The sequence below is a fragment of the Streptomyces aurantiacus JA 4570 genome, from assembly GCF_000414115.1.
GTDB classification, from domain to species: domain Bacteria; phylum Actinomycetota; class Actinomycetes; order Streptomycetales; family Streptomycetaceae; genus Streptomyces; species Streptomyces aurantiacus_A.
Genome location: NZ_AOPZ01000009.1, coordinates 1 through 25,495 on the forward strand (window position 1 = coordinate 1; position 25,495 = coordinate 25,495).

Sequence of the window (25,495 nt, forward strand, 5' to 3'; positions counted from 1 at the left end):
CCACCCACCCGCCCTTTCCTTCCGCCCTGCGGGCGGGGGGCTTTCCGCCCTCCGGGGGGGGCGGCTGGGCGGGGGGAAATAGCCCGTCCGGCGTTTGAGGACGAGGGCCGGAGGCCCGATGAGGGGGAGAGGGGGCGCAGCCCCCATGAAGGGGCCCGAGCCAGGACGGCGTGACCAGGATTCGGGACGGGTACGTCCAGGATGCGGACAGAGGTGGACTGCGCCGAAAGGCGCATGCCACGCTTCCGTCATGTCCCGCGCCGGAATCGCCTTGGTGAGTCGACGTCACGTCGACCTCGGCCGCATGTCCAGCGCCATGTGTCCGGCGAGCTGAGAGACCCAGCAGACCCAGCACCGCCGCACTTTCCAGAACGTTCCGGGACGCCCCAGAGCGTTCCAGATCTGGCCCCACCTGACCCCACCCCCCGCGCACCGCCGCGCCCTCTGCGCGAAGTGTGCAGGTCAGAGCCGCTCTCAGCCCGCTGTTGAAGGACGTACACCCATGGCTGCCACCCCCGAAGACGCCGCGGACTCCGCGACCGCCGCCCCCCGCGCACCCCGGCGCAAGCCGGGCCGCCACCGCGGCGAGGGCCAGTGGGCCGCCGGTCACTTCACCCCGCTGAACGGCAACGAGCAGTTCAAGAAGGACGACGACGGTCTCAATGTGCGGACACGTATTGAGACGATCTACTCCAAGCGCGGCTTCGACTCCATCGACCCCAATGACCTGCGGGGCCGGATGCGCTGGTGGGGGCTCTACACCCAGCGCAAGCCCGGCATCGACGGCGGCAAGACGGCCATCCTGGAGCCGGAGGAGCTGGACGACGAGTACTTCATGCTGCGGGTGCGCGTCGACGGCGGCCGCCTCACCACCGACCAGCTCCGCGTGATCGGCGAGATCTCGCAGGAGTTCGCCCGCGGCACCGCCGACATCACCGACCGGCAGAACATCCAGTACCACTGGATCCGCATCGAGGACATGCCGGAGATCTGGCGCCGCCTGGAGGGCGTGGGCCTGTCCACGACGGAGGCGTGCGGCGACACCCCGCGCGTCATCCTCGGCTCCCCCGTCGCCGGGATCGCCGAGGACGAGATCATCGACGGCACGCCCGCCGTCGACGAGATCCAGCGCCGCATCATCGGCAACCCGGCCTTCTCGAACCTGCCCCGCAAGTTCAAGTCCGCTATCTCCGGCTCGCCGCTCCTGGACGTGGCGCACGAGATCAATGACATCGCGTTCGTCGGCGTCGTCCACCCCGAGCTCGGCCCGGGCTTCGACCTGTGGGTGGGCGGCGGCCTGTCCACCAACCCCAAGATCGGCCAGCGGCTCGGCGCGTGGGTGCCCCTGGAGGACGTACCGGACGTCTACGAGGGCGTCATCTCGATCTTCCGCGACTACGGCTACCGCCGTCTGCGCACCCGCGCCCGGCTGAAGTTCCTCGTCGCCGACTGGGGCGTGGCGAAGTTCCGCGAGGTCCTGGAGGGCGAGTACCTGCTGCGCAAGCTCGCCGACGGCCCCGCCCCCGACCAGCCGGTCCAGCGCTGGCGCGACCACGTCGGCGTGCACCGGCAGCAGGACGGCAGGTTCTACGTCGGGTTCGCACCGCGCGTCGGCCGCGTCGACGGCACCGTACTGACGAAGATCGCCGACCTGGCCGCCGCACACGGTTCGGGCCGCCTGCGGACCACCGTCGAGCAGAAGATGATCGTGCTCGACGTCACCGAGGACCAGGTCGACTCCCTCGTCGAGGGCCTGGAGGCACTGGATCTGACGGTGCGTCCGTCCCCCTTCCGGCGCGGCACGATGGCCTGCACCGGCATCGAGTTCTGCAAGCTCGCGATCGTCGAGACCAAGGCGCGCGGCGCCTCCCTCATCGACGAACTGGAGCGCCGCGTCCCGGACTTCGACGAGCCCATCACCATCAACATCAACGGCTGCCCGAACGCCTGCGCCCGCATCCAGGTCGCCGACATCGGCCTCAAGGGCCAGCTCGTCCTGGACGAGCACGGAAACCAGGTCGAGGGCTTCCAGGTGCACCTGGGCGGCGCGCTCGGCCTGGAGGCCGGGTTCGGCCGCAAGGTGCGCGGCCTGAAGGTGACCTCCGCCGAGCTGCCGGACTACGTGGAGCGCGTGCTCAAGCGGTTCCAGGCGGAGCGCGAGGACGACGAGCGGTTCGCCACCTGGGCCGCCCGCGCCTCCGAGGAGGCCCTGTCGTGAGCGAGCGCGCGGCACCTTTCTACTGCCCCTACTGCGGCGACGAGGACCTGCGGCCGAACGAGCAGGGCCACGGCGCGTGGGAATGCGCGGCGTGCAACCGCGCCTTCCAGTTGAAGTTCCTCGGGCTTCTCACCCGCGGACTTCAGCGCAACGAACCTGGAGGGGAACGGATATGACGACAGCTCAGGAGCCCGATACAGCGACCGCGGCCGAGCTGCGGGCGCTCGCCGGGCAGGCGGGGCGCGACCTGGAGGACGCCTCCGCGCTCGACATCCTCACCTGGGCCGCGGACACCTTCGGTGCGCGGTTCTGCGTGACCTCCTCGATGGAGGACGCGGTGGTCGCCCACCTCGCCTCGCGCGCACGGCCCGGCGTGGACGTGGTGTTCCTCGACACCGGCTACCACTTCCCGGAGACCATCGGCACCCGTGACGCCGTCGAGGCCGTCATGGACGTCAACGTCATCACCCTCACGCCGCGCCTGACCGTGGCCGAGCAGGACGCCGCGTACGGCCCGCGGCTGCACGACCGCGACCCCGACCTGTGCTGCGCGATGCGCAAGGTCAAGCCCCTCGAAGAGGGCCTCGCGGGCTACGCCGCGTGGGCGACCGGAATGCGCCGCGACGAGTCCCCCACCCGCGCGAACACACCCGTCGTCGGCTGGGACGAGAAGCGGCAGAAGGTCAAGGTCTCGCCCATCGCCCGCTGGACGCAGGACGATGTGGACGCGTACGTCACCGAGCACGGCGTCCTCACCAATCCGCTGCTCATGGACGGCTACGGCTCCGTGGGATGCGCCCCCTGCACGCGGCGCCTGCTGGAGGGCGAGGACGCCCGCGCAGGACGGTGGGCCGGAAGCACCAAGACCGAATGCGGGCTGCACGGATGACGGCACATCAGACGTTTCAGACGACCCCTCGGGCGCCACTGCCCCATCAGACTCCGCAGGAGACCCACGTGACCGGAGCCACCGTCTGGCTCACGGGCCTGCCCAGCGCGGGCAAGACCACCATCGCGCACGAGCTGGCGCGGACGCTGCGCGCCGAGGGCCGCCGCGTCGAGGTCCTCGACGGCGACGAGATCCGCGAGTTCCTCTCGGCGGGCCTCGGCTTCAGCCGCGACGACCGGCACACCAACGTCCAGCGGATCGGGTTCGTCGCCGAACTCCTCGCCCGCAACGGCGTGTTGGCGCTTGTGCCGGTGATCGCGCCGTTCACGGACAGCCGCGAGGCGGTGCGCAAGCGCCACCAGACGGGCGGCACCGCGTACTTGGAGGTGCACGTCGCCACGCCCGTGGAGGTCTGCTCCGTACGCGACGTGAAGGGTCTGTACGCCAAGCAGGCCGCGGGTGAGATCTCCGGGCTGACCGGCGTCGACGACCCGTACGAGGAGCCCGAGTCGCCCGATCTGCGCATCGAGTCCCAGGACCAGACCGTGCAGGAGTCCGCGGCAGCGGTGCACGCGCTGCTCACCGAAAGGGGTCTGGCATGACGACCGCCGCAATTCATGAGGGCACCGGCAACTCCGGTGACGCCGAGGGGAGTTCCGTGAGCGACAGCCCGTACGCGCTGTCGCACCTGGACGCCCTGGAGTCCGAGGCCGTACACATCTTCCGCGAGGTCGCGGGCGAGTTCGAGCGGCCGGTGATCCTGTTCTCCGGCGGCAAGGACTCCATCGTCATGCTGCACCTGGCGCTGAAGGCGTTCGCGCCCGCCGCGGTCCCCTTCTCGCTGCTGCACGTCGACACCGGGCACAACTTCCCCGAGGTCATCGACTACCGCGACCGCGTGGTGGCCCGGCACGGCCTTCGGCTGCACGTGGCCTCCGTGCAGGACTACATCGACCGCGGCGCCCTGCGCGAGCGCCCCGACGGCACCCGCAACCCCCTGCAGACCGTGCCGCTCACCGAGAAGATCCAGTCCGAGCGGTTCGACGCGGTCTTCGGCGGCGGGCGGCGCGACGAGGAGAAGGCGCGCGCCAAGGAGCGGGTGTTCTCGCTGCGCGACGAGTTCTCGCAGTGGGACCCGCGCCGCCAGCGGCCCGAGCTGTGGCAGCTCTACAACGGCCGGCACGCCCCCGGCGAGCACGTCCGCGTCTTCCCGCTGTCCAACTGGACCGAGCTGGACGTATGGCAGTACATCGCCCGTGAGGGCATCGAGCTGCCGGAGATCTACTTCGCGCACGAGCGGGACGTGTTCAAGCGCTCCGGGATGTGGCTGACCGCGGGCGACTGGGGCGGCCCCAAGGAAGGGGAGGACGGCGAAATCGTCGAGCGGCGCCAGGTGCGCTACCGCACCGTCGGCGACATGTCCTGCACCGGCGCCGTCGACTCCGACGCCACGACCCTGGAGGCCGTGATCGCCGAGATCGCCGCGTCCCGGCTCACCGAGCGCGGCGCCACCCGCGCCGACGACAAGCTCTCCGAGGCCGCGATGGAAGACCGCAAGCGCGAGGGGTACTTCTAGCCATGACCAGCACCACCGACACCACCGCTGCCGGGCAGCTGGCCGGCCTGTCCGCGACCACGCTGCTGCGGTTCGCCACCGCGGGCTCCGTCGACGACGGCAAGTCCACGCTGGTCGGCCGGCTCCTGCACGACTCCAAGTCGGTCCTCGCCGACCAGCTGGAGGCCGTCGAGCACGCCTCGCGCAGCCGCGGCGCCGAGGGCCCCGACCTGGCGCTGCTCACCGACGGCCTGCGGGCCGAGCGGGAGCAGGGCATCACCATCGACGTGGCGTACCGCTACTTCGCCACGCCCCGGCGCCGCTTCATCCTCGCGGACACCCCCGGCCATGTGCAGTACACCCGCAACATGGTCACCGGCGCCTCCACGGCGGACCTGGCCGTGGTCCTCGTCGACGCCCGCAACGGCGTCATCGAGCAGACCCGCCGGCACGCCGCCGTCGCGGCCCTGCTGCGCGTGCCGCACGTGGTGCTCGCCGTGAACAAGATGGACCTCGTCGCGTACGCGGAGCCGGTCTTCGCGAAGATCGCGGAGGAATTCACCGCGTACGCGGGCGAGTTGGGGGTTCCGGAGATCACCGCGATCCCGATCTCGGCGCTCGCCGGGGACAACGTGGTGGAGCCGTCGTCGAACATGGACTGGTACGGCGGCCCGACGGTCCTGGAACACCTGGAGACCGTGCCCGTCAGCCACGACCTGACGAGCTGCCACGCCCGACTGCCCGTGCAGTACGTCATCCGGCCGCAGACCGCCGAGCACCCGGACTACCGGGGGTACGCGGGTCAGATCGCCGCGGGCACCTTCCGGGTCGGCGAGTCGGTGACCGTACTGCCGTCGGGCCGGACCTCGACGATCGCGGGCATCGACCTGCTCGGCGAGCCGGTCGACGTGGCCTGGACGCCGCAGTCCGTGACGGTCCGGCTGACCGACGACCTCGACGTCTCACGTGGTGATCTACTCGTCCCGAGCAGTGATACGCCGCCGACCTCCCAGGACATCGCGGCCACTGTCTGCCACGTCGCGGACCAGCCGCTCAGCGTGGGCCAGCGGGTGCTGCTCAAGCACACCACCCGCACGGTCAAGGCGATCGTGAAGCAGATCCCATCCCGGCTCACCCTTGACGACCTGTCCCAGCACCCGAACCCGGGGCAGCTCGTAGCCAACGACATCGGCCGGGTCCTGGTGCGCACCGCGGAGCCGCTCGCCATCGACGCGTACGCCGACTCGCGCCGCACCGGCTCCTTCCTGCTCATCGACCCGGCGGACGGCACGACGCTCGCCGCGGGCATGGCGGGCGAGGCGTTCGCCAAGGCCGAGGCGGCGGCGCCGGCCGCCGACGACGAGGGCTGGGACTTCTGACCATGACCTCCATCGACGTGTACGCGACGTTCGCCAAGGAAGGCGGGCGCGTCGGCAGCGGCGCGCTCGGGGCGGGCACCGGAGGGGTCGCCCGATGTGCGGCGTGACGCTCTCAGCGGGGGTGGTGCACGCGCACCGCTCGCGCGCCCACACCCCCCGCCGTCCCTTCGGACGCAAACGAAGACCCGCCGACGTCCGCCCGGCCGCACCCTGACGGTGTCCGCGCCGGGCCAACGAGAGGAACACCTCCCGTGCCTGCCATCCGCTCTCCCCGCACGACCGCCCGCCGCCGGGCGCCACACCGTGGTCGCCTGGCCGCGCTGACCGCCCTGCCGCTGCTCGCGCTGACGCTCTCCGCCTGCGGATACGGCTCGGAGGCCGACTCCGGCGACAGCGGCAAGGCCAAGATCGCGGCCGGCGCGAAGAAGATCGACGGCCTGGACACGGTGAAGATCGGGTACTTCCCCAACCTCACCCACGGCACGGCCCTGGTGGGCGACCAGGAGGGCCTGTTCCAGAAGGAGCTGGGGGCCACCAAGGCGACGTACTCGCAGTTCAACGCCGGTCCCTCGGAGATCGAGGCGCTGAACTCGAAGTCCATCGACATCGGCTGGATCGGCCCGTCCCCGGCCATCAACGGCTACACCAAGTCGCAGGGCAAGAACCTGCGCGTCATCGGCGGTTCGGCGTCCGGCGGCGTGAAGCTCGTGGTGAACCCGGACAAGATCAAGTCCCTCGACGACGTCAAGGGCAAGAAGATCGCGACGCCGCAGCTCGGCAACACCCAGGACGTGGCCTTCCTCAACTGGATCAAGGGCAAGGGCTGGGACGTCGACGCGGAGAGCGGCAAGGGCGATGTGTCCGTGGTGCGCACCGACAACAAGATCACTCCGGACGCGTACAAGTCCGGCTCCATCGACGGCGCCTGGGTGCCGGAGCCCACCGCGTCCAAGCTGGTCGCCGAGGGCGGCAAGGTGCTCCTGGACGAGGCCGACCTGTGGCCGGACAAGAAGTTCGTGATCACGAACATCATCGTGTCCCAGGAGTTCCTCAAGAAGCACCCGAAGGTCGTCGAGGCCGTGCTGCGGGGCTCGGTGAAGACCAACCAGTGGATCAAGGCCAACCCGGCCAAGGCGAAGGCGGCGGCCAACGCCAAGCTGAAGCAGCTCAACGGCAAGCCGCTGCCGCCCGAGGTCATCGACCCGGCGTGGAAGTCGATCGAATTCACCGACGACCCGCTGGCGGCGACGCTCGGCACCGAGGCCGACCACGCGGTCAAGGCGGGCCTGCTCAAGAAGCCCGACCTGAACGGCATCTACGACCTCGCCCCGCTCAACAAGGTCCTGAAGGCGGCGGGCAGGCCCGCGGTCGACGACGCCGGACTCGGCGTCAAGTAGGCGTACAGCGAAGCCAGTTCAGGGATCCCAGGAGGTGACGACCATGGCCACCACGCTCGCCAAGTCCGCCAAGTCCGAGGCGGCAGCCGCGTCGGAGAAGTCCGCCGAGTCCGCCAACCGCACGGTCGGCGGTGCCGGGGCGCTCGATGTCGCCGCGCGCATCGAGCACGTCTCGAAGTCCTTCGCCACCCCGGCCGGGCAGCAGCTCGTCCTCGACGACATCACGCTCGACGTGGCGCGGGGCGAGTTCGTCACCCTCCTGGGAGCCTCCGGGTGCGGCAAGTCGACGCTGCTGAACCTGGTGGCCGGGCTGGACCGGCCCACCGCCGGTGCCATCGGCACCGACGGCCGCCCCGCCCTGATGTTCCAGGAGCACGCGCTGTTCCCGTGGCTGACCGCGGGCAAGAACATCGAGCTGGCCCTGAGGCTGCGCGGCGTGCCGAAGGCCGAACGGCGGGAGAAGGCCGAGGAGTTGCTGTCCTTGGTGCGGCTCCAGGGTGCGCACGGCAAGCGGGTGCACGAGCTGTCCGGCGGCATGCGCCAGCGCGTCGCGCTGGCCCGCGCGCTCGCGCAGGACAGCCAACTGCTGCTGATGGACGAGCCGTTCGCGGCGCTCGACGCGATCACCCGGGACGTACTGCACGACGAGCTGATGCGCATCTGGCGCGAGACGGGTGTGTCGGTCCTGTTCGTCACGCACAACGTGCGCGAGGCGGTGCGGCTCGCGCAGCGCGTCGTCCTCCTTTCGTCGCGCCCCGGCCGGGTGGCGCGCGAGTGGAGCGTCGACATCGACCAGCCGCGGCGCATCGAGGACGCCGCGGTGGCGGAGCTGTCCGTCGAGATCACCGAACAACTGCGTGGGGAGATCCGCCGCCATGGGCAGCACTGACACCGAGACGCCCACCAAGACATCAGTCCCGGCGGACGCCAACGACCTGGCCGGTCTGGAGGCGGGCCTCGACGCCCTGGAGACCGTCCAGACGCGGCGGGCATCCCTGCGCGAGACCCTCGTCCAGAAGGTCCTTCCGCCGTTCACCGCCGTGGTCCTCGTCCTGGTGGTGTGGCAGATCCTGGTGTGGGCCAAGGTCACCGACAGCTACAAGCTGCCCGCGCCGACGGCGGTCTGGGACGAGGTGGAGGCCGCCTGGCGGCAGGGCACCCTGCTCGACTACATCTGGACGAGCGTCCAGCGCGGCCTGTTCGGCTTCGGCATGGCCCTGGTGATCGGCACGCCCCTGGGCCTCCTCGTGGCGCGGGTCCGCTTCGTACGCGCGGCCATCGGGCCGATCCTGTCCGGCCTGCAGTCGCTGCCGTCCGTGGCGTGGGTGCCGCCCGCGGTGCTGTGGCTGGGCCTCAACGACTCGATGATGTACGCGGTGATCCTGCTCGGCGCCGTGCCGTCCATCGCCAACGGCCTGGTCGCGGGCGTCGACCAGATCCCGCCGCTGTTCCTGCGGGCGGGGCGCACGCTCGGCGCGACGGGGTGGCGCAACGCCTGGCACATCGTCATGCCGGCCGCGCTGCCCGGCTATGTGGCGGGCCTGAAGCAGGGGTGGGCGTTCTCCTGGCGCTCCCTGATGGCCGCGGAGATCATCGCGCAGTCCCCCGACCTGGGCATCGGGCTCGGCCAGCTCCTGGAGGCGGGCCGCACCAACAGCAGCATGTCCCAGGTCTTCCTCGCCATCCTGCTCATCCTGATCGTCGGCATCGCCATCGACCTGCTCATCTTCAGTCCGCTTGAGCGGTGGGTGCTGCGCAGCCGCGGCCTGCTGGTGAAGAGCTGATTCCCATGTACGGCACTTTCCGCCCCGGGCGCCGTTCCGCGTACGAAGCCGTGCGCCGTCCCGTCCTGCTGGTCGTCGCCCACGGCAGCCGGGATCCGCGGCATGCCGCGAGTGTGCGGGCGCTGCTGCGCACGGTGCGGGGCCTGCGGCCGGGGCTGCGGGTGGAGGTGGGGTTCCTGGACTTCAACACCCCCTCCGTGCCGTCCGTCCTCGGCTCCCTCGCCGAGGAGGGGGTACGCGACGTCATCGCCCTGCCCCTCCTCCTCACCCGCGCCTTCCACGCGAAGGCCGACATCCCGGCGGTCCTTCGGGAGGCTCCGCCGGGGCTGCGGGTGCGGCAGGCGGGCGTGCTCGGGCCCTCGCCGCTGTTGCTCGCCGCGCTCGAGACGCGGCTGTACGAGGCGGGGCTCGACCCCGCCGACAAGCCCACGACCGGGGTCGTCCTGGCCTCGGCGGGCTCCTCCGACCCGGAGGCGATCGCAGTGATCGCTGACATCGCGCGGGAGTGGCGGCACACCGGTTGGTGCGCCGTGCGGCCTGCGTTCGCCTCCGCGACTCTTCCCCTCACCTCGGACGCGGTGCGCGAGCTTCGGGCCACGCCCGGGGTGCGGCAAGTGGCCGTCGCCCCCTACGTGCTGGCCCCCGGCTTCCTGCCGGACCGGATCGCCCGGGGGGCGGCGGAGGCGGACGTCCTGGCGGACGTGCTGGGGGATTCCCCGCTTGTCGCCCGGCTGCTCCTGGACCGCTTCGACTCATGCCGCCGCTTCGCGGCGGATCGCTCCCACCCACCCACCCGTGCGGGGCACAATTCCTTGCCGGCCGCAGGCTGAGCGCCGCCGCGGGGCCGCGATTGGCCGTCGCTCTGCTGCGGACCCGTCGTGGCTGGCGGACCCGTCGTGGCTGGTCGCGCAGTTCCCCGCGCCCCTTCAGGGCGCTGCCGAACCGCAGCGACCCGGGCCCCGTAAGGGCCACATCAGGGAACTGCACCATCAGCCCCGTCAGGGGCGCGGGGAACTGCGCGACAAGCCCCCACCGGCCCGCAGGTTCAACGACCCACCCCAGGCCGGATCTTGCGGTGGCCCCCGGCCTGAAACCGCTTGCGGGGGCGCGCAGCCCCCGAATACCGTCTCGCGGATGACCTCCGCGCCCCACACCCCCGAGCTGCGCTCCGAGCACCTCGTGCTCTCCGCGTACGTCGCGTCCGACGAGCCGGACTTCGTGGCGCTGTTCCAGGACGAGGCCGTGGGCCGCTGGTTCGGGGACGGGATGCAGAGCGCCCAGGAGGACCGCGCGCTGTTCGCGCGGCTGTTCAGCATCGTGTACGCGGAGCGGCGGTTCCCGGTGTGGGCGGTGCGGCACGAGGGCCGGTACGCCGGGCACGCCGAGATCAAGCCCTCGCCCGAGGCGTGGCTGGACGGCCACGAGATCGTATACGGGCTCTCCCGGAGCAGTTGGGGCCTCGGCCTCGGCACGGAGCTCGCGCGGCTGCTGACCGACTACGGCCACCGGACCCTGGGCCTCGCCGAGGTGCACGCCACCGTCGACTCGCTGAACACGCCGTCCGTCACCGTCCTGAAGCGCCTCGGCTACACCCAGGGCCGCGAGGTGCGCGAGGACGACGGGCGGACGACGCTGCAGTTCACGTCGCGGGCCGACGGCTGGCCCGTCCCACCCGCGTAGAGCCCGCGGTCACGGGTTCTACGCCGCCGACCCACCGGACAGTCCCTAGGCCGCCTTGTCCACCAGGGCGACCAGCTCCGCCACCGGCATCGACCCCGGCTCCCTGCGCTCCCGCGCGAAGTCGTTGGCGAGCCGCTGGAGCGTGTCGTTCACCGGCGTCGGCACCCCGTGCAGCCGCCCGAGCAGGGCGATCTCGCCGTTGAGGTAGTCGGCCTCGATGGTGCCGGTGCCCCGGCTGAGGCTCTGCCAGGAGGAGCCGCCGCGCGGGCCGTCGTCGAGCGGCTCGAAGGTGATCCGGCCCGCCCGGGCCTCCCCCTGTTCCCGCTCCCCCACCGCCTCGATCCCGGCGGCGGCCAGCACGGCCTCGCCCTCCGCCCGGGCCCGCCGGAAGAGAGCCGGGGCCGCCTCGCCGGTGAGCGGTCCGGTGAGCGCCTCGACGGCGTTGGCGAGGTTGGCGAGGAGCTTGGCGTACTTCCAGCGCATCACGTCCGGGACCACCGGCGCGAGCAGCCGGCCGCTCTCCAGATCGGCGGCGATCCGGCGCGCGGTGTCGTCCGTCCCGGCCGGGTAGCGGCCCAGGTGGAGCATGCCTGTGTAGGGGGCACCGGCAGCCGATACGGTGCCCGGCTCGACGTACGTGGACGGCAGCCACACGCACATGCCGTACACGCGGCGGAAGCGGCGCAGCGCCATCCGCTCGCTCTCGACGCCGTTCTGCGCGCAGACCAGCGGCAGCGCCTCGGCGGCCGTGGAGCCGCCCGCGACGGGCCGGGTGCCCCAGGCGGCGAGCGCGGCCTCGGCGTCCTGTGTCTTGACGGTCAGGAAGAGCACGTCGTCGGGGAGCAACTCGCCCAGCTCGGCCGGGTCCTCGACGACGGGCAGACGGTGGGTGCGGGGTCCGTCGGGCGTTCTGAGGGTGAGCCCGCGGTCCCGCAGCACCTCGCGGTGCTTGCCGCGCGCGACCAGGACGACCTCGTGACCGGCCTCGGCGAGGCGCCCGCCGACACTGCCGCCGACAGCCCCCGCTCCGATGATGATGTAGCGCATACGGCGAGCTTCGCACAGGTGATCGGTGCGCGGTCAAGATCCCCAGGGGTGCTGGACCTTGCCCCAGGGGCAGACCCCACGCTGCCGTCATGGACAGCGAATACCTGACCCAGACCCCGTACACCGACCCCGGCCCCCACCTCGACACCCTCGTCGGCCCCGCCCCGCTCCCCCGCGACCCGGCCGCGCTCGGCGCCGTCGTACGCGGCGTCATGCTGCACCGCGAAGAGGGCGCCCACTTCGGCTACACGGTGCCCGAGGAGCGCATGCGCGAGGACGCCGAGTCGCGGTACGCCGAGACCGTGCTGCGCATCCTGGGCGAGCGCGGTGACACGCCGCTGACGGAGGCCCGGGAGCCCGAGGCCCGGTTCGTGGGCATCTGCCGGGACTTCGCGCTGCTGCTGTGCTCGCTGCTGCGGGCCACCGGCACCCCGGCGCGCCTGCGGTGCGGCTACGCGACGTACTTCCCGGACAGCCTCAACGACAACCACTGGGTGACGGAGTTCTGGACGGCCGACCGCGGCTGGGTCCTCGCGGACGCGCAGCTCATCGGCGGTGTGTACGACATCTCCTTCGACCCCATGGACGTACCGCGCACGGAGTTCCTGGTCGCCGGGGACGCGTGGCGGGCGTGCCGGGACGGCCGCGCGGACCCGGACACCTTCGAGGTGAGCAGCGTCCCCGAGATCAAGGGGTGGCAGCTGGTGCGCGCGGACGTGGTGGCCGATCTCGCCGCGCTCGGCGGCGTGGAGCCGCTGCCGTGGGACGACTGGGGCCTGATGGAGAAGGACGGCGCGGACGTCACGGAGGAGGAGCTCGCGCTGCTCGACGCCGTGGCCGCCACCACGGCGGCCGCGGGCCACGCGACGGACGCCCGGCGGCCGGAAGCGGTGCGCCGGCTGCTCGACGACCCGCGCCTCGCCGTGCCGTCCGAGGTCGTCTCGCGCACCACGTTCGGCGGCGTCCGGGTCGTCAGTCTCCCGGTGCCGGCTCGGGGGTGAACGGCGTGCCCTGATGGAACCAGAGCAGCCAGCCCTCGGGGGTGCGCCGCCACAGTGAACTGCGGTGCACCAGGCGCCCGTTGGTGTCGGTGTCGAAGGTCAGGTGCACCACGTCCTCGGCGAGCTGGACGCCTCGCATGCCGGAGGTCGTGGTGGCCCGGCCGCCGGGGTCGGGGCGGGCCGTGAGGACCTTGACGATCGACTCGCGGTCCCAGCGCGCGCCGGACGCGCCGAACTCGGTGAACTCCGGATGCAGGAACGTGCCGAACGCCTCGGGCGAGGACCGCACTTCGGGGTCGAGCAGGCGCAGTTCGCTCTCGATGGCGGCCTCGACGGCGGGCGAGCGGCCGGGCACGCCGGGCAGGAAGGGCGCGTCAGGCGTGTCGGGTGTTTCAGGCATCGGTCATCTCCACGAGCTTGGTGACGGTGTTCCAGTTGCGGCTGGTGGCGATGAGGCCCTTGGTGAGCGCCGGGCGTGCGAGGGCCTCGGCGAGCTTGGACCGCCCGAGGCCGTCGGGGGCGTACAGATACAGGGCGCGGTCGCCGAGCCGGAACTCCTCCGGCAGATGCGCCGCTTGGTCGATCGCGGCGAACCGGGCGGCGTCGACGGGCGCGGAGAAGTACGTGACGTGCAGCTGCTTGCCCTCGAGCGTCGCGGCGGGGAAGGGGCAGCCGTCGGCCACGGCCTTCAGATACGCCGCGTCGCGCACCAGGACGTCGACGGTGAACCCGAATTCCCGCTCCAGGGCGTCACGGATCTCGGCGGCGAGGCTCTCCTCGTCGCCGTGGTCCGCGGCGAAGACGGCGTTGCCGCTCTGCAGATGGGTGCGTACGTCGCCGTGGCCGAGCCCTTCGAGGAGCGCGCGCAGGCGTGCCATCGGCAATTTTCTGCTGCCGCCCACATTGACGCCGCGCAGCAGCGCCGCGTAGATCTTCTTCGCCATGCGCACACGATAAGGCGGCCGCCGTGCCCCGTGGGGGTGGGCACGACGACCGCAGCTTCAAAGACAGGCTCAGCGGGCCGTGATTACTCGACGACCTTCAGGAGCTTGTTGGGCGTGCCCTCGCTCGGGTTGGAGATCTTGTCCGGCGTGGCACCGTCGGTCAGCGCCTTGGCGACGGCGTCGGGCTTGGCGTCCTTGTGGGCGCCGAGGTAGACGGCCGCGGCGCCGACGACGTGCGGGGTCGCCATCGAGGTGCCGGAGATCGTCTTGGTGGCGTCGTCGCCGGTGTTCCAGGCGGACGTGATGTCCGAGCCCGGGGCGTAGATGTCCACGACGGAGCCGAAGTTGGAGAAGTCCGACTGCTGGTCGTCCTTGGTCGAGGAGGCGACCGTGATGGCCTCCTTGACGCGGGACGGGGAGCCCTGGCCGGCGTCGCTGGACTCGTTGCCCGCGGCCACGCCGTAGGTGACGCCGGCGGCGATGGACTTCTTGACGGCCTCGTCCAGGGCCTCGTCGGCGCCGCCGCCGAGGCTCATGTTGGCGACGGAGGGGCCCTGGTGGTTCTTGGTGACCCAGTCGATGCCCGCGACGACCTGCTCGGTGGTGCCGGAGCCCTGGTCGTCCAGGACGCGGACGGCGACGATCTTCGCCTTCTTGGCGACGCCGTGCGCGTCACCAGCGATGGTGCCCGCGACGTGGGTGCCGTGGCCGTTGCCGTCGTCGGCGTTGTCGTCGTTGTCGACGGCGTCGAAGCCGGAGGTGGCGCGGCCGCCGAAGTCCTTGTGGCTGACGCGGACGCCGGTGTCGATGACGTACGCGGTGACGCCCTCGCCCGCGGCGTCGGGGTACGTGTACTTCTTGTCGCCGGCCGTGTCGGCCTGGTCGACGCGGTCCAGGCCCCACGACGGCGGGTTGTCCTGGGTGGCGTCGATCGAGAACTTCTTGCTCTGCACGACCTTGCCCACGGCCGGGTCGGCGGCCAGGCGCTTGGCCTCGGTCTCGGTCATGCTCTTGGCGGCGAAGCCGTTGACGGCCGAGGAGTAGTTGCGGCTGAGCTTGCCGCCGTACTCCTGGGCGAGGTCGGACTTGGCGGCTTTGTCGGCCTTCTCGTCGAGCAGCACGATGTAGCTGCCGTCGACGGCGCCCTTGGCGTCGGCGCCGTAGACCTTGCCCTCGGCGGGGGTCGAGGCCCCGGCGAACGAGCCGGCGAAGACGGTCACTCCCACCGCGGTGGCGGCGGTGGCTATCGCCGCGGTGAGCTTCATCGTGCGAGCGCGCTTGTGTGTAGCCATGAAGAGGGGTCTCCTCGTGGTGTGTTGTGGGGGGATGTGGGGGGTTTCAAAAGCTTTCGTTCCGTACGCAGTCATGACTGCGGCGCCCGGCGAACTCCGAAAGAACTGAAGATCTTTGGGCGTTGGGACGAAACCTTGTCTGAATGACGCGCGCAGATCAATACCTTCATACGCCTGTGACTTGTTCAACAAGGTTCTGTAATAACAAAACGGAACGGCCATGACAGATCGGACACCGCGGGCCGTAAACCTCTGCCGACTGGTCCAGATACGTGTAAGTGCCAAGTCCCGATAGATGTAAGGGGCTTGAGCCGTCCGTGTCCTCCCTCAGGCGGGCGGCCACCTCACCTGCGCGCACGACGAACCGCTCCCCGCGCCGCCCTAGCTTCGTCAGCAGGGGTGGCGGCGCGGTGCCGCCGCCACACGACGGGGGGCACCTCCATCATGAGCAGCGGAAGCACACCGGTGCGCGGCTTCGCCGCGCGCGCCGGGGCCTGGAGCGCGCAGCACCGCTGGGCGGCGGTCGGCGTCTGGGTCCTGTTCGTCGTCCTGGCCATGGGCATAGGCACGGCCGTGGGCCGGGCCGAGGCGCCGGAGGACGACCTCAAGGGCGAGACCAGCCAGGCGCAGCGGATCACCGACGACGCGGGCGTCGAGGAGCCGACCGGCGAGACGGTGCTCGTGCAGGCCCGCGGGAAGGACGGCCCGAAGGCCACCGACCCGCGTTTCAGGGCCGCCGTCGCCGACGTCGTCAAGGCCGTGCGGGGCACCGGCGAGACGTCGGCCGTCACTTCCCCGTACAAGTCCGGCACGGTCTCCAAGGACGGCCGCAGCGCGCTGGTCCAGCTCGACCTGCGCGGCGACCCGGACGACGCGATGGACCGGGTGGAGCCGGTCCTGAAGGCCGTCGAGGACGTGGCGGACCGGCACGAGCGGGCGGGGCTGCGGATCGAGCAGATCGGCGGCGCCAGCATGGAGAAGACGTTCGACGACGCCTTCGGCAGCGACTTCCAGCGGGCCGAGTACTCCGCGGTGCCGGTGGCCTTCGGCATTCTGCTGATCGCGTTCGGCGCGCTGGTGGCCGCGCTGCTGCCGGTGCTGCTCGCGATCTCCGCGATCGTGGCGACCATGGGCCTGATGGCGCTGGTGAGCCACGTCCAGCCGATGAGCGACGTGGCGAACTCGGTGATGCTGCTCGTGGGCCTCGCCGTCGGCGTCGACTACTGCCTGTTCTATCTGCGGCGCGAACGCGAGGAACGGGAGAAGGGCCGCGACCCGCAGACGGCGCTGCGCATCGCGGCGGCGACCAGTGGCCGGGCCGTGGTCGTCTCCGGCATCACGGTGTGCGTGGCGATGGCGGGCATGCTCTTCACCGGCATCACCGACTTCGAGGCGATGGGCCTGGCCTCACTGATGGTCGTGGCGGTCGCGATGATCGGCTCGGTGACGGTCCTTCCGGCGCTGCTCTCGCTGCTCGGCGAGCGGGTGGAGAAGGGACGGCTTCCGTTCCTGCGGCGCCGAGCGCGGTCCGGTCGCCAGGACGCGGGCGAGAGCAGGCTGTGGCGGACGGTGGTCGGTGGGGTGCTGCGGCGGCCGCTGCTGTGGACGGTGGCGGCGACGGGGGCGCTCGCGGCGATCGCGCTGCCCGCGCTCGGCATGAAGACCCAAGAGCTCACGCTGGACCAGGAGTTCGGCGACTCGCTGCCGATCGTGGCGACGTACGAGCGGGTGAACGAGGCGTTCCCCGGCGGCGCGGAGCCGGCCGAGGTCGTCGTCGAGGCGGGCGACATCGGCTCGCCGGCCGTCACCAAGGCCATCGCCGACTTCCGTGCCCGGGCCGTCAGTTCGGGCGCGTCCAAGGGGCCGGTGGAGGTGACCCTGCACAAGAAGGAGAACGTGGCCGTCCTGAGCGTGCCGCTGGTCGGCGGCTCGGACCTGGACGCGGCGTCGAAGAGCCTGACGCTGATCCGCGACGAGGTGCGGCCCGCGACGCTCGGCCAGGTGGACGGCGTCGAGGCGCCGGTGACCGGTCAGGTCGCGGCCTCCAAGGACTTCAACGAACAGCTCAGCTCGTCCGTGCCGCCCGTCTTCGCCTTCGTGGTGGTCTTCGCCTTCCTGCTGATGCTGCTCTCCTTCCGCTCCCTCGCCGTCGCGGTCACCTCGATCCTGCTCAACCTGCTGTCCGTCGGGGCGGCGTACGGGATCCTCGTCATGGTCTTCCAGCACGGCTGGGGGGCGTCGCTGGTCGGCGCGGAGGGCGTGGGCGCGATCGTCGCCTGGCTGCCGCTGTTCCTCTTCGTGATCCTGTTCGGCCTGTCGATGGACTACCACGTGTTCGTGGTCTCGCGGATCCGGGAGGCGCGGCTCCAGGGGCGGACGACGCGGGACGCGATCGCCCACGGCGTCGTCACGACGGCGGGCGTGGTGACCAGCGCGGCCGTCATCATGGTGGCGGTGTTCGCGATCTTCGGGACGCTGTCCATGCAGTCGATGAAGCAGATGGGCGTCGGCCTCGCGGCGGCCGTCCTGATCGACGCGACGGTGATCCGAGGGGTGCTCCTGCCCGCCGTGATGGCGCTGCTCGGGGAGTGGAACTGGTATCTGCCGCGGTGGCTGCGGAAGCTGCCGGACCTCACGCACGACGAGGTGACGCCCGACGAACTCGCCGCGGCCGAGCGGCCGGGGCCCCCGCGTACGCGCACCAGGGCAGGAAGTACTGGGTGACGGGACCCATGGCCAACGCGTACAGCACGGTGCCGGCCCCCACGCTCCCGCCGAGCAGCCAGCCCACGGCGAGCACGGTCACCTCGATCAGGGTGCGCACGAACCGGATGGAGCGCCCGGTCGCCCCGGCCAGACCCGTCATCAGGCCGTCCCGGGGGCCCGGCCCGCAGCGCGCGCCCACGTAGACGGCGACGGACAGCCCGTTGGCGAGGATCCCGCCGACGAGCAGGCCGATCCTGGCCGACAGCCCGAGATCGTCCGGTACGAGCCAGAGGCCGAGGTCGGACGCGTACGCCACGATCACGACGTTGGCGGCCGTGCCGAACCTCGGCCGCTGGCGCAGCGGGATCCACAGCAGCAGGACGACCACGCCGACCACCGCGCTGACCGTGCCGAAGCTCAGCGGGGTGTGCCGCTCGACGCCCTGGTTCAGCACGCTCCAGGGGCTGACGCCGAGACCGGACCGGACCATCACGGCGATGCTGAGGCCGTACAGGAAGAGGCCGAGGAAGAGCTGGGGCAGGCGTCTGAGGGGGCGCTCTGCGAGGGGGACGTAGGTGAGCGGGGGCGGCCCGGGGGCGTGATCGGTGCTGTCGTCGGCGTGCTGCCGCATGCGGGGGTGCCTCCACAGGTGCTCGTTGCGCTAGTTGCCCAAAGGCCAATGCGAGCGAGTCTGCAGAGTGATTGGCCCGCAGAACATGGCCAATCCGAGGGGAATGGCATGGCGGAGGTGACGCCGCAGCCGGCCGCTGCGCCGACTGAACGTGATCGCCCGGGATGGGCGCGCCCCAAAGGGGCGCGGGGGGACTGCGCGACCAGCCCCCACCGACCCGCAGGTTGGCACCGCACATCCAGCGCCCCCCTAGACGGCGGCAGCCACCTTGCGTTCCTCGAACGAGTCCAGGGTCCGGGAGAAGTCCCGCGTGGAGAGCAACAGCTTGTAGACGATGGCGAGTTCGAAGACGAGGAGCAGCGCGCCGGACACGATCGTCGCGGGGACCACCGCGTCGAAGAGCGGGCCGATGATGAACACGCCCATCTGGAACTCGATGCCGCTCACCAGGTGCGCGCGGATGCGGTGCCGCAGCAGGAAGGACCGCGCCCGCAGATACGCCGGGAATTTGCGGCGGAACTCCTGGTGCAGGTCGATGACTTCGGCCTTGGGCGGGGCGCCCGCGGCCGCCTCCGCGGCCTCGGCCGGGGCGCCGTCGCCGTCGTGGACGCCGGAGGCGAAGGCGGCCCGCTCCCCCGTGGCCTCCGCCTTCGCCCGCTCCAGATCCTGCTCGACGTCCGCCTCGGGGTTGTCCCGCAGCAGGTCCTCCATGAAGGCCAGCTCGGCGGCATTCTCGGCCCGCCGGGCGGCCCGCACGCGGGCCTTGATCTGCTTGCGCATGGTGTGGCGGATCTTGAATATCTCCAGCGAGTTGATGTACCGCAGCGTATCGAGCGCGACCACGGCCATCGCGAGCCAGATGTACAACACATCATCGGTACGCGCGTACTGACCGCCCATCAGGGCGACCCCGCACACCATCACCCGGATCCGGTCGAAGACGAAGTCGAGCCAGGCGCCGAAGACGGAACCCGTGCCGGTCAGACGCGCGACCTTCCCGTCCATGCAGTCGAGGACGAAGCTTAAGTGGTAGATCACGGCGCCCAGCACCAGCCAGCGCCAGTCCCCGAACGCGAAGCACACCGCCGAGCCGAGCCCGAGCACGAACGCGCCCCAGGTGATCTGGTTGGGCGTGATCCCGGTGTGCCGGGCCGTCAGCCGGACGAGCGGCGTGGCGACCGGATCCACGAGCAGCACGGTCCACCACGCGTCGCGCTTCTTGTGGGTGATGCGGCGCACCTCGGCGAGGGACGGTACGTCGGGCCGCGCGGTCTGTCGTGACATGAGCCAACTTCCTGCCGTTCGAGTGAGGTTCAGCTGACGCTAGGAAGTCGTTCACGCGACGTACAAGGAGCGGCCGGGGCAACCTTTGGCCGGGGTAAGGGTCCAGCAGCCGGGCCGGGTCAATCCTTCACACCGCCGTCACGCGCGGCCCGCACGATCTCCTCCTCGATCAGGTCGGCCGCCCGCTTCGTGCCGCCCTCGCCCGCCATGGCCGCCCGCACCTCGGCGAGCCTGCGCGCGACCTCCGGGTCGTCGACGAGGGCGAGGACCGCCGCGCGCAGCGACGCCGCGTCGGCCTCCTCCATCGGCAGATGCCGGGCCACGCCGAGCCCCTGGAGCATGTCCGCGTTGCCGAACTGGTCGACGGCCTGCGGCACGGCGACCATCGGCGTGCCGGTGGCGAGGCCCTCCTGGCTGCCCCCCGCCCCGGCGTGCGTGATGAAGGCGTCGGCCTGCTTCAGGACCGCCAACTGCGGTACCCATGAGCGCACTTCGACGTTGGCCGGTACGTCACCGAGTTCGGCGGCGTCGACGTGCCTGCCGATCTGCAGCACCACGTGCCAGCCGGGCAGGTCGCCGAAGGCCGCGACGCACTCGCGGTAGAACCCGGGCTGCTTGGTGAACGACGAGCCGAGGGACACGAGCAGCACCTTCGCGGCGCCCTCGGGCCGCTGCCAGTCACCCTGCGCCGCGCGGTCGCCCTGGCAGGCGCCGACGAAGGTGTGCACGCTCTCGTCGACCCGGTCGGCGTTGGGCTGGAGCGCCTTGGGGATCAGGACGAGCGAACGCGGCGGGCGGCCGACGAACGGGTCGTGGTGCTGGTCGATCCCGTTCTCCGCGAGCCATGCCGCGAAGCGCGCGAAGTACGCCCGCCCGCGCTCGGTCTCGTACAGCGGCGCGTACAGCGGCTCGGCGACCTCCTTCTCGTACCCCTCCCAGGCGACCAGGTTCGGCGAGAGCGAGATCTCGGGGACGCCCCACTGGCGGGCGAGCACCCGGGCCGGATAGGAGGTGATGTCGTGCAGGACGATGTCCGGCTCGTCGCCCTCGTACGCCGCGCGCAGCTGCGGCAGGGCGTTGATGGCGTCGTCCAGGAACGGCTCGATGTTGTCGATCAGGGTGTCGCCCCATGCCTCCGGGTCGTCGTCGGCGCCCGGGAGGGTGGTGGTGTAGAGCACGGGCTCGGCACCGGTTTCGGCGATCTTCTCCTCGAACGCGTGCGGAATCGCGTACGTGACGCGGTGGCCGCGCGCGACCAGCTCCCGGATCACTTCGAGGCTCGGGTTCACGTGCCCGTGGGCGGCGATGGAGAACATGGCGATGTGAGCACGCCGGCGTGTGGTCATGCCCCGACCATAAGCGAGACGATACGTCTCGTGCAAATTGTTTCGGCTCCCCCTTCGGCCGCCGCGCCGCACTCAGCGCTGGTAGCGCTTCAGGACCAGATTCCCGTCCTCCACCAGGCGTTCGCGGAGCTCGTCCATGCCGATCGCGCCGCTGTAGTACTCCTGGAGCGCCGGCGTCGCGATCTTGTCCATCCACTCCGGGTAGCCGCGCACCGACTGGGCGGGCGCCGGGCGCAGGTGCTCCGCGAGGGCCGTGCCGGTCGCCCAGTCGTCCTTCTTCGTACGCAGCGCCGGATCCTTGAGGGCCTCCTTGCCGGTGGGCAGCATCCAGTCGCCGCGCGCGAGCCGCACCATGTTCGCGGGCCGCAGGAAGAAGTCGATGAACCGCGCGGCCTCCTTCTTGTGCGGGCTGTCCTCGGCGACCGACAGGGTCTGCGGGCTGACGCCCTGCGCGAGCCCGTCCGCCCCGGCGGGCGCGGGGAGCACCTGCCAGTCGAAGCCCTTCGGCGCCTGCTGCGCGATCTGCTGGCGGTAGGAGAACCCGAGCGGCACCATCGCGTACTTGCCGCCGAAGAAGCCGGGCAGGGTGTCCGAGCCGCCCATGCCGAGCGTGGCGCCCGACGCGCTCTTGTCGACGTTGACCTGGTCGTGGACGGTGCGCGGCAGCACCTCGTCGGCCGCCTCGAAGCGGATCTCCGCCTTGCCGTCCGCGCGCCGGTGGAACAGCTTCCCGCCGGTCGAAAGGGACAGGTTGAGCGTGGCCGACACGGGCTCCTTGAGCGGCCACGCCACCCCGAACTTCCCCTTGCCCCCGGTCAGTTCCTTCGTCACCGACCGGAACTCGCTCCAGCTCCAGGGCTTCTCGGGGGTCGGGATACGTACGCCGGACTCCTTCAACCACTTCGCGTTGGCGATCAGGACGCGCGGCTCCTGGAGGAACGGCACGCCGTACACCTTGCCGCCGAAGGTGGCGGTGTCCCAACTCGCCTGCGGGATGTCCGACTTGAGCCGCCGCGGCAGGAGTTCGCCGAGGTCCGCGAGATAGCCCCCGTACGCGAAGTCCGCGAGGTCGTCGGAGGCGTCATGGATGATGTCCGGCGCCTCGCCGCCCTCGAAGGAGGTGAGGAGCTGGTCGTGCACGCTGGTCCAACTCCCCTGGACGTACTCGACCTTGACGTCCGGGTGGGTGGCGTTCCACTCCCTCACCAGCTCCTTGTTGGCGTCGACGGACTCCTTCTGCCAGGCGAGGGACTGGAAGCGGAGGGTGATCCGGCCGTCGGAACGGCCGTCGTCGTCGCTGCAGCCGGAGATGAGTCCGCAGGCCGTGACCAGGGCGAGCACGGCGGCGATGATCCGCGGTCGGCGCGGGCGCGGCGCGCGCGTCAGCCCTTCACCATGCATCAGCCCTTCAGCGCGCATCAGCTCTTCACCGCCCCGGCCAGCATCCCGCCGGTGATCCGTTTCTGGATGACGGCGAAGACGACGAGCGACGGGAGCGTCGCGAGGAACGCGGCGGCGGCGAGCGGCCCGAGGTCGGCCGCGCCCTCCGCGCCGAGGAAGTGCGTGAGGACGACCGGCAACGTCTGTTTCTCCGGGGTCTTGAGCAGGACGAGCGCGAAGAAGAACTCGTTCCACGCGGTGATGAAGGCGAACAGCGCCGTCGCCACGATGCCCGGCGCGAGCAGCGGCGCGGTGACGGAGACGAGCGTGCGCAGCTTGCTCGCGCCGTCGACGGCGGCGGCCTCCTCCAGTTCGGGCGGCACGGCACGGACGTACCCGACGAGCATCCACAGCGCGAACGGCAGCGCCCACACCACGTACACCATGATCAGTCCGGGCAGCGAGTTGATCAGGTGCAGGTTCTTCAGGACCAGGAACAGCGGGATGATCACCAGGACGAACGGGAACGCCTGGCTGACCACGACCCAGCCGGTCGCGGCCCGCGCGAGCAGCGTGCGGTGCCGCGCCATCACGTACGCCATCGGGGTCGCGATGACGACGGCGACGACGGCCGCGCTGAGGGCCGCGATCAGCGAGTTCCCGGCCGCTTCGAGCAGGGGCTGTTCGTCGAACGCCTGGCGGTAGTTGGCGAGCGTCGGGTCCTTCGGGATCCAGGTGGGGTGCAGGCTGCCCAGCTCGCGCGCGGGCTTGAAGGAGGTGGAGATCAGCCACAGGAACGGGAAGGCGAGGAAGACGAGGTACGCGAGCAGCGCGAGGTACTGCCCCGCGCGCGCGGGCCCGCTGGTCCGGTTGCGCCTGTTCCGGCTGGCACTGGCCCTGCTCGTACTGGTCCTGCTCGTACGGGAGGTCATCGCTCGTCGCCTCCCCTCAGTCGGCCCACCAGGTACACCGCGAGCAGCACCGAGATCAGCGCGACCATCACACAGCCCATCGCCGCCGCGTAGCCGAACTGGCCGTAGCGGAACGCCTCTTCGTACGCGAACAGCATCGGAAGCCGCGTACGCCCGCCGGGGCCGCCGTTGGTCAGCACGTAGACCAGCGCGAAGGAGTTGAAGTTCCAGATGAAGTTGAGCGCCGTGATGGCGAGCGCGATGGGCTTCAGGGCGGGCCAGGTGACGGTGCGGAATCGGCGCCAGGCGCCCGCGCCGTCCATCTCGGCGGCCTCGTGCAGTTCGCGCGGCACGTTCTGCAGGCCGGCGAGCAGGGCGACCGTGGTCTGCGGCATGCCCGCCCAGACGCCGACGACGATGACGGCGGGCAGCGCGGAGCCGATGCCCGTCAGCCAGTCCCGGCCGTCGCCCAGGCCCAGGTCACGGATCGTCTCGTTGAGGATGCCCGCGTCCGGGTTGTAGACGAGCCGCCACATGATGCCGACGACCACCTCCGGCATCGCCCACGGGATGATCGCGAGCGACCGGGCCAGCCAGCGGAAGCGCAGGTTCTGGTTGAGCAGCAGGGCGAGGCCGAGGGCCAGCAGGAACTGCGGCACGGTCACACCGACGGCCCACAGCAGGCCGATCCGGAACGAGTCCCAGAACAAGGTGTCGTGCAGCAGGTCCCGGAAGTTGAGCAGGCCGATCCACTCGGTCGGCTCGGTGCGGCCCGACTGGGAGTCGGTGAAGGCCAGCGAGATGCCGTACAGCAGCGGCCCGACGCTCAGGACCAGGATCGGGAGCAGCGCGGGCAGCACCAGGAACCACGCGCCGTGGTCCATCACCCCGGCGCGGGGCGCGCCCCCCGGGGAGCCTTTGCCGGACCGCTTCCTCGCGGTCGCCAATGTCACGGAATCGGCTCCTTTGGGCGGTTGATTGAGTTTTGGCCGCCCAGGCGGCCTCCGTCATCGTGCTGATGTGATCTTGATACGTCAAGCAGCTGCGCACGCCGGAAGTCCACTCTGGCCTGTGCGAATGCGAGACTTGCGCGGCGGCCGGACGCCATCGGGCGCGGGTGAGACACAGGGTGCGGGAGGCAACGGATGGACGAGGCAGAGGCGCGGGACGTCCTGGACGCGGCGGGTCTGGGGGCAAGCGCGGCGGGCCGTGCGGAGCTGCTCGCGCTCGGCGAGAACGCGGTGTTCGCCGTGGGCGACCTCGTCGTGAAGGTCGGCCGGAACGCGCCGGATCTGCTCGACCGGGCGCGGCGTGAACTCGCCGTCGCCGAGTGGCTACGGGAGTCCGGGGTGCCGGCCGTGCGGGCCGCCGAGCCCGCGCCGCGGCTCGTCTCCGGGCATCCGGTGACGCTCTGGCACCGGCTTCCCGCGGCCGTGCGGCCCGCGGGGGCGGGGGATCTGGCGGCGTTGCTGCGGCTGGTGCACGCGTTGCCGTCTCCGTCGGCTGCTTCCTTCTCTTTTGAGTTGCCCCGGCGCGAACTGCTCGGCGGGGTCGAGCGGTGGCTGCGGCTCGCCGGGGACGCGATCGACGCGGAGGACGCGGACTATCTGCGGGAGCGGCGGGACGGGTTCGCCGCGGCGGCCGCCGCGCTCGTGCCGCGTCTGGCCCCTGGGCCCATCCACGGGGACGCGTTGCCGCGCAATGTCCTGGTGGGGCCGGACGGGCCCGTCCTGGTGGACCTGGAGACGTTCTCCTCCGATCTGCGGGAGCACGACCTGGTGGTCATGGCTCTCTCCCGGGATCGGTACGGGCTCGGGGCCGAGGCTTACGACGAGTTCAGCCGGGTGTACGGGTGGGATGTGCGGGAGTGGGAGGGGTGTGCCGTGTTGCGCGGGGCGCGGGAGACGGCCAGCTGTGCGTGGGTCGCCCAGCATGCGCCGGGCAATCCTGCGGCGTTGGCCGAATTCCGCCGCCGCGTGGTGTCCCTGCGGGACGGGGATACCACGGTGCGGTGGCGGCCGTTCTGAGGCGCCGCCACGGGGGCTCCGCCC

25 protein-coding genes are annotated in these 25,495 nt (G+C 71.3%); 15 read left to right on the top strand and 10 right to left on the bottom strand.

What is annotated here, in order from left to right; genetic code table 11:
• Nucleotides 1-250: 250 nt before the first annotated feature.
• The 12 genes from STRAU_RS44375 to STRAU_RS01355 all read left to right on the top strand — a co-directional run bounded on the left by STRAU_RS44375 (nucleotide 251) and on the right by STRAU_RS01355 (nucleotide 10,902).
• Complete coding sequence (locus STRAU_RS44375) at nucleotides 251-334, top strand: putative leader peptide (RefSeq protein ID WP_023590579.1); 84 nt, start codon at nucleotides 251-253, stop codon at nucleotides 332-334.
• Between the two features lie 168 nt (nucleotides 335-502).
• Nucleotides 503-2,218, top strand: a complete 1,716-nt coding sequence (locus tag STRAU_RS01300) for a nitrite/sulfite reductase (protein ID WP_016638398.1) — start codon at nucleotides 503-505, stop codon at nucleotides 2,216-2,218.
• A complete protein-coding gene (locus STRAU_RS01305; RefSeq protein WP_016638399.1) occupies nucleotides 2,215-2,394 on the top strand; it encodes a hypothetical protein in 180 nt (59 codons plus the stop codon). The genes STRAU_RS01300 and STRAU_RS01305 overlap by 4 nt, the downstream gene beginning before the upstream one ends.
• Entirely contained in the window at nucleotides 2,391-3,107 is a 717-nt protein-coding gene (locus STRAU_RS01310) for a phosphoadenylyl-sulfate reductase (RefSeq protein ID WP_016638400.1), read from the top strand. The genes STRAU_RS01305 and STRAU_RS01310 overlap by 4 nt, the downstream gene beginning before the upstream one ends.
• Nucleotides 3,089-3,709 carry an adenylyl-sulfate kinase gene (gene cysC / locus STRAU_RS01315; protein WP_397892048.1) on the top strand — a complete coding sequence of 207 codons (621 nt, stop codon included), beginning with the start codon at nucleotides 3,089-3,091 and terminating at the stop codon, nucleotides 3,707-3,709. Before STRAU_RS01310 ends, cysC begins: the two co-directional genes overlap by 19 nt.
• A complete protein-coding gene (gene cysD, locus STRAU_RS01320; RefSeq protein WP_016638402.1) occupies nucleotides 3,706-4,683 on the top strand; it encodes a sulfate adenylyltransferase subunit CysD in 978 nt (325 codons plus the stop codon). The genes cysC and cysD overlap by 4 nt, the downstream gene beginning before the upstream one ends.
• Before the next feature lie 2 nt (nucleotides 4,684-4,685).
• Nucleotides 4,686-6,041, top strand: coding sequence for a sulfate adenylyltransferase subunit 1 (locus STRAU_RS01325; RefSeq protein WP_016638403.1), 1,356 nt, complete (start codon nucleotides 4,686-4,688; stop codon nucleotides 6,039-6,041).
• 260 nt (nucleotides 6,042-6,301) lie between these two features.
• On the top strand, nucleotides 6,302-7,438 hold the full coding sequence (locus tag STRAU_RS01335; protein WP_037656972.1) for an ABC transporter substrate-binding protein: 1,137 nt from the start codon (nucleotides 6,302-6,304) through the stop codon (nucleotides 7,436-7,438).
• Nucleotides 7,439-7,472: 34 nt separating this feature from the next.
• Nucleotides 7,473-8,327 carry an ABC transporter ATP-binding protein gene (locus STRAU_RS01340; protein WP_016638406.1) on the top strand — a complete coding sequence of 285 codons (855 nt, stop codon included), beginning with the start codon at nucleotides 7,473-7,475 and terminating at the stop codon, nucleotides 8,325-8,327.
• Nucleotides 8,314-9,222, top strand: a complete 909-nt coding sequence (locus tag STRAU_RS01345; protein WP_016638407.1) for an ABC transporter permease — start codon at nucleotides 8,314-8,316, stop codon at nucleotides 9,220-9,222. The genes STRAU_RS01340 and STRAU_RS01345 overlap by 14 nt, the downstream gene beginning before the upstream one ends.
• Before the next feature lie 5 nt (nucleotides 9,223-9,227).
• Complete coding sequence (locus STRAU_RS01350) at nucleotides 9,228-10,052, top strand: sirohydrochlorin chelatase (protein ID WP_016638408.1); 825 nt, start codon at nucleotides 9,228-9,230, stop codon at nucleotides 10,050-10,052.
• A 304-nt stretch (nucleotides 10,053-10,356) separates the two neighbouring features.
• Nucleotides 10,357-10,902 (top strand): GNAT family N-acetyltransferase, encoded by a 546-nt coding sequence (locus STRAU_RS01355; protein ID WP_016638409.1) that lies wholly within the window; start codon nucleotides 10,357-10,359, stop codon nucleotides 10,900-10,902.
• Between the two features lie 45 nt (nucleotides 10,903-10,947).
• Here the strand turns inward: STRAU_RS01355 and STRAU_RS01360 are convergent, their stop codons facing one another.
• Nucleotides 10,948-11,949, bottom strand: coding sequence for a ketopantoate reductase family protein (locus STRAU_RS01360; RefSeq protein WP_016638410.1), 1,002 nt, complete (start codon nucleotides 11,947-11,949; stop codon nucleotides 10,948-10,950).
• Between the two features lie 89 nt (nucleotides 11,950-12,038).
• Between STRAU_RS01360 and STRAU_RS01365 the strand changes: the two genes are divergently transcribed.
• The gene (locus STRAU_RS01365) at nucleotides 12,039-12,950 is read left to right on the top strand and encodes a transglutaminase-like domain-containing protein (protein WP_016638411.1); all 912 of its coding nucleotides are present in this window, start codon (nucleotides 12,039-12,041) and stop codon (nucleotides 12,948-12,950) included.
• Here STRAU_RS01365 and STRAU_RS01370 read toward each other — a convergent pair.
• The 3 genes from STRAU_RS01370 to STRAU_RS01380 all read right to left on the bottom strand — a co-directional run bounded on the left by STRAU_RS01370 (nucleotide 12,922) and on the right by STRAU_RS01380 (nucleotide 15,186).
• Entirely contained in the window at nucleotides 12,922-13,350 is a 429-nt protein-coding gene (locus STRAU_RS01370) for a nuclear transport factor 2 family protein (RefSeq protein WP_016638412.1), read from the bottom strand. The genes STRAU_RS01365 and STRAU_RS01370 overlap by 29 nt on opposite strands.
• Nucleotides 13,343-13,894: a DUF1697 domain-containing protein gene (locus STRAU_RS01375; RefSeq protein WP_016638413.1), complete on the bottom strand. Its 552-nt coding sequence runs from the start codon at nucleotides 13,892-13,894 to the stop codon at nucleotides 13,343-13,345. The genes STRAU_RS01370 and STRAU_RS01375 overlap by 8 nt, the downstream gene beginning before the upstream one ends.
• An 83-nt stretch (nucleotides 13,895-13,977) precedes the next feature.
• A complete protein-coding gene (locus tag STRAU_RS01380) occupies nucleotides 13,978-15,186 on the bottom strand; it encodes a S8 family peptidase (RefSeq protein WP_037656966.1) in 1,209 nt (402 codons plus the stop codon).
• 444 nt (nucleotides 15,187-15,630) lie between these two features.
• On the opposite strand from STRAU_RS01380, the gene STRAU_RS01385 reads away from it, so the two are divergent.
• A complete protein-coding gene (locus STRAU_RS01385; RefSeq protein WP_016638415.1) occupies nucleotides 15,631-17,910 on the top strand; it encodes an MMPL family transporter in 2,280 nt (759 codons plus the stop codon).
• Here the strand turns inward: STRAU_RS01385 and yczE are convergent.
• The 6 genes from yczE to STRAU_RS01415 form a co-directional block, all read right to left on the bottom strand.
• Complete coding sequence (yczE, locus tag STRAU_RS01390; RefSeq protein WP_052028912.1) at nucleotides 17,819-18,523, bottom strand: membrane protein YczE; 705 nt, start codon at nucleotides 18,521-18,523, stop codon at nucleotides 17,819-17,821. The two genes, STRAU_RS01385 and yczE, sit on opposite strands and share 92 nt — an antisense overlap.
• A 249-nt stretch (nucleotides 18,524-18,772) precedes the next feature.
• Nucleotides 18,773-19,807 (bottom strand): CDP-alcohol phosphatidyltransferase family protein, encoded by a 1,035-nt coding sequence (locus tag STRAU_RS01395; RefSeq protein WP_016638417.1) that lies wholly within the window; start codon nucleotides 19,805-19,807, stop codon nucleotides 18,773-18,775.
• 119 nt (nucleotides 19,808-19,926) lie between these two features.
• The gene (mgt, locus tag STRAU_RS01400; protein WP_037656968.1) at nucleotides 19,927-21,153 is read right to left on the bottom strand and encodes a macrolide-inactivating glycosyltransferase; all 1,227 of its coding nucleotides are present in this window, start codon (nucleotides 21,151-21,153) and stop codon (nucleotides 19,927-19,929) included.
• A 72-nt stretch (nucleotides 21,154-21,225) separates the two neighbouring features.
• Entirely contained in the window at nucleotides 21,226-22,554 is a 1,329-nt protein-coding gene (locus STRAU_RS01405) for an ABC transporter substrate-binding protein (RefSeq protein ID WP_016638419.1), read from the bottom strand.
• Nucleotides 22,555-22,571: 17 nt separating this feature from the next.
• On the bottom strand, nucleotides 22,572-23,465 hold the full coding sequence (locus STRAU_RS01410) for a carbohydrate ABC transporter permease (protein ID WP_016638420.1): 894 nt from the start codon (nucleotides 23,463-23,465) through the stop codon (nucleotides 22,572-22,574).
• Complete coding sequence (locus tag STRAU_RS01415) at nucleotides 23,462-24,397, bottom strand: carbohydrate ABC transporter permease (RefSeq protein WP_078620902.1); 936 nt, start codon at nucleotides 24,395-24,397, stop codon at nucleotides 23,462-23,464. Before STRAU_RS01415 ends, STRAU_RS01410 begins: the two co-directional genes overlap by 4 nt.
• A gap of 192 nt (nucleotides 24,398-24,589) precedes the next feature.
• On the opposite strand from STRAU_RS01415, the gene STRAU_RS01420 reads away from it, so the two are divergent.
• Nucleotides 24,590-25,471, top strand: coding sequence for an aminoglycoside phosphotransferase family protein (locus STRAU_RS01420; RefSeq protein WP_016638422.1), 882 nt, complete (start codon nucleotides 24,590-24,592; stop codon nucleotides 25,469-25,471).
• Nucleotides 25,472-25,495 lie beyond the last annotated feature (24 nt).